The organism is Mesorhizobium sp. M7A.F.Ca.ET.027.03.2.1, from assembly GCF_003999175.1.
Lineage (GTDB): Bacteria > Pseudomonadota > Alphaproteobacteria > Rhizobiales > Rhizobiaceae > Mesorhizobium.
In genome coordinates, this window is record NZ_RZOM01000963.1 from 1 (window position 1) to 2,382 (window position 2,382).

A 2,382-nucleotide genomic window follows, 5' to 3' on the forward strand; every position below is an offset into this window, starting at 1 on the left:
ATCGTGCGCCAGGCACCGATCCTGCTGCTCGACGAGGCGACATCGGCGCTCGACAACGAGGCGGAGGCGCGCGTCCAGGAAGCGCTGACCCAAGTCATGCAAGGCCGCACCACCATCGTCATAGCGCATCGGCTGTCGACGGTGGTCAATGCCGACCACATCATCGTGCTGGAAGAGGGACGGTTGGTCGAGGAAGGCACCCATGCGACGCTGATGGCCGACCCGGACAGCATCTATTCCCGCTTCCACCGCATCCAGGGCAAGAAGGGACTGGGGCTTGTCGAGGACCGCGAGCCGATCCAAACTCCGGTCCGGGCCACGCGTGCGAAGAAGACTGCTGTGAGGAGCACATGAGCGAAGCAGGCGATATGGGCCTGGTGGTGGTGGGCGCTGCCGGCCGCATGGGCCAGACGCTGATCCGCGCCATCCACACCATCCCCGGCGCGCGGGTCATCGGCGCGGTCGAGCGGGCGGGTTCGCCCTATCTGGGCAAGGACGCAGGCGAACTGGCGGGCATCGGTATCATCAACGTGCCGATCGGCGACGATCCGCTGCCGGTCTTCGCCAAGGCAGACGGCGTGCTCGACTTCACCACGCCTGCTTCGACGGTCGAATTCGCGGGCTATGCGGCGCAGGCGCGCATCGTTCACGTCGTCGGCACGACCGGGTGCACGGCCGACGACAATGCGAAGATCGCGGCGGCGGCGCGCCATGCGACCATCGTCAAGTCGGGCAATATGAGCCTCGGCGTCAATCTTCTGGCGGTGCTGGTCGAACAGGCGGCGCGCGCGCTCGATGCCGACGATTTCGACATCGAGATCCTCGAAATGCACCACAAGCACAAGGTCGACGCGCCGTCGGGCACAGCACTTCTGCTCGGCGAAGCTGCCGCCGCCGGGCGCGGTATCCCCCTTTCCGGCAACGACGTGCGGGTCCGCGACGGCCACACCGGCGTGCGCAAGACCGGCTCGATCGGCTTTGCCACGCTGCGCGGCGGCTCGGTGGTCGGTGACCACAGCGTGCTGCTGGCTGGCACCGGCGAGCGCATCACGCTTGCCCACCATGCAGAGGACCGCGCCATCTTCGCTCGCGGCGCCGTGAAGGCGGCGCTTTGGGCGCGCGGCAAGAAGCCGGGACTGTATTCGATGCGGGACGTGCTCGGCCTCAGCTGAGCCGCCTATCTGCCAACTTGCCCATCTGCCAACCTGAAGGGAGCAAACATGTCGAGAACCCTCGTGCTCGTGCGTCACGGCCAGAGCGAATGGAACCTGAAGAACCTGTTCACCGGCTGGCGTGACGTCGACCTGACCGAGCAGGGCCACGCCGAGGCCAAGGCCGCCGGCCAGAAGCTCAAGGCGCGTGGCATGAAATTCGACATCGCCTTCACCTCGGCGCTGATCCGGGCGCAAAAGACCTGCCAGCACATCCTCGACGCGGTCGGCCAGAGCGATCTGAAGACCATCCGCGACCAGGCACTCAACGAGCGCGACTATGGCGACCTTTCCGGCCTCAACAAGGACGACGCCCGCAAGAAATGGGGCGAGGAGCAGGTGCATGTCTGGCGCCGATCCTACGACGTGCCGCCGCCCGCCGGCGAAAGCCTGAAGGACACCGGCGCCCGAGTCTGGCCCTATTACCTGCACGACCTGCAGCCGCATGTGCTGCGCGGCGGCACCGTGCTGGTCGCCGCCCACGGCAACTCCCTGCGCGCGCTGATCATGGCGCTCGACGGCAAGTCGGGCGAGGAGATCGTCAAGCTGGAACTCGGCACCGGCGTGCCGGTCATCTACCAGCTCAACGCCGATTCCACCGTCGCTTCGAAGGAAGTGCTGGACGACTGAGCCGGCGAACGGAGCACCTGCGAAAAAAGCGCGTTGACAGCAATCGCTTGCCCGCTTACATGAGCCCGCACCAGCCCAGATGGCGGAATTGGTAGACGCGCACGGTTCAGGTCCGTGTTCCGCAAGGAGTGGAGGTTCGAGTCCTCTTCTGGGCACCAAATTCCCGTTTCGAACCATTCGCCGGTTCAGAAACTTAGAGAAAAAGCCCGGCTCGTCCGGGCTTTTTCTTTGCCGCCAACCTCCCCTTCCGGCCAGTCTCCTCACAAACCGCTTCAAACTCCGCGCCCGCTTCGCTACGCTCAAAACCATGGCTCAATCCACCACCCAGATATTCGGTGCCCGCCGCGACCAGGCGTTCCCCACGCTGGCCGAGGTGGATATCGACCGCATGCGCCGGTTCGGCGAGGCCAGCGCCTATGCCGCCGGCGAGCACATCATCGAAGCAGGCGATGTGGCGCCCGGTCTGATCGTCGTGCTGTCGGGCAGCGTGGACATCACCCAGGACGGCGGGCTCGGCCGGCGCGAGACGATCGTCACGCAT

3 protein-coding genes, 1 tRNA gene and 1 pseudogene are annotated in these 2,382 nt (G+C 65.8%); all 5 read left to right on the plus strand.

The genetic code is table 11. The annotated features are described in order from the left end of the window. Positions 1–354: pseudogene (locus tag EN750_RS29655) on the plus strand (ABC transporter ATP-binding protein); the annotation flags it as partial. Further along, positions 351–1,172, plus strand: a complete 822-nt coding sequence (gene dapB / locus EN750_RS29660; protein ID WP_127398870.1) for a 4-hydroxy-tetrahydrodipicolinate reductase — start codon at positions 351–353, stop codon at positions 1,170–1,172. The pseudogene EN750_RS29655 and the gene dapB, both read left to right, overlap by 4 nt. Positions 1,173–1,220: 48 nt before the next feature. After that, positions 1,221–1,841, plus strand: a complete 621-nt coding sequence (locus EN750_RS29665; protein ID WP_056585355.1) for a 2,3-bisphosphoglycerate-dependent phosphoglycerate mutase — start codon at positions 1,221–1,223, stop codon at positions 1,839–1,841. 73 nt (positions 1,842–1,914) lie between these two features. Then, positions 1,915–1,999 (plus strand) — tRNA-Leu (locus EN750_RS29670). 149 nt (positions 2,000–2,148) lie between these two features. Beyond that, positions 2,149–2,382, plus strand: a 234-nt coding sequence (locus EN750_RS29675) for a cyclic nucleotide-binding domain-containing protein (protein ID WP_145968031.1), incomplete at its 3' end; no start/stop codon positions are given.